The organism is Pseudomonas juntendi (assembly GCF_009932375.1).
Taxonomy (GTDB): Bacteria; Pseudomonadota; Gammaproteobacteria; order Pseudomonadales; family Pseudomonadaceae; genus Aquipseudomonas; species Aquipseudomonas juntendi.
The window spans coordinates 1-548 of sequence record NZ_BLJG01000277.1; the positions used below are offsets into that span (position 1 = coordinate 1).

The 548-nt window shown below is 62.2% G+C and carries 1 protein-coding gene; it reads right to left on the reverse strand.

Annotated elements, in window-relative coordinates; translation table 11 throughout:
* Window positions 1-49 precede the first annotated feature (49 nt).
* Window positions 50-490 (reverse strand): acyl-CoA thioesterase, encoded by a 441-nt coding sequence (locus tag GYA94_RS24355; protein WP_110678191.1) that lies wholly within the window; start codon window positions 488-490, stop codon window positions 50-52.
* Between the last annotated feature and the right edge of the window lie 58 nt (window positions 491-548).

The following is a 548-nucleotide window of genomic DNA, read 5'->3' on the forward strand; positions in this document are numbered from 1 at the left end:
GCCCCAAATTACTTAATTGACTGGCATTAGCCCCTCCCGGCGGGGTTTTTTATGCGTGTTGTTCCAGCACCAAGCCGGAAAGAATCCCCTGCAGCGCCTCTGGCAACGCCACAGGCCGGCCACTGACACGCTCGATGAAGACTTGCACCACCGTGCCGGCCGCGCAGGCCTCGGGCTCACCTGGGCGATACAACGCCAGGCGGTACTCCACCGTACTGCCCGCCAGGCGCGTTACGCCCAGCCCAACTTCCAGCACGTCCGGGAAGCCCGGCAATGCATAGAAATCTGCTGCCGAACTGACCACGAAAGCCGCCAGCTCGCCGTCACGCAGGTCCAACTCGGCCTGCTCGACGAGAAACGCCTGGATCGCCGTTTCGAAGAAGCCGTGCACCGTGGCCCCGGCGATATGGCCATTGAGGTCGTTGTCCTGCGGGCGGGTGAGGATCGGGTGAAAGTGGGAGAAGGCAGTGCGCTGAGGGGATTCGGTCATCTGGCTGACTCTTGTCTTCGCAATGGATGCTGACAGTGAGTAAGCGTCCGGCGAACTC

What these genes read in the sequence shown, in the direction of transcription:
- GYA94_RS24355 (WP_110678191.1), bottom strand. Translation starts at nt 490, where the DNA reads ATGACCGAATCCCCTCAGCGCACTGCCTTCTCCCACTTTCACCCGATC.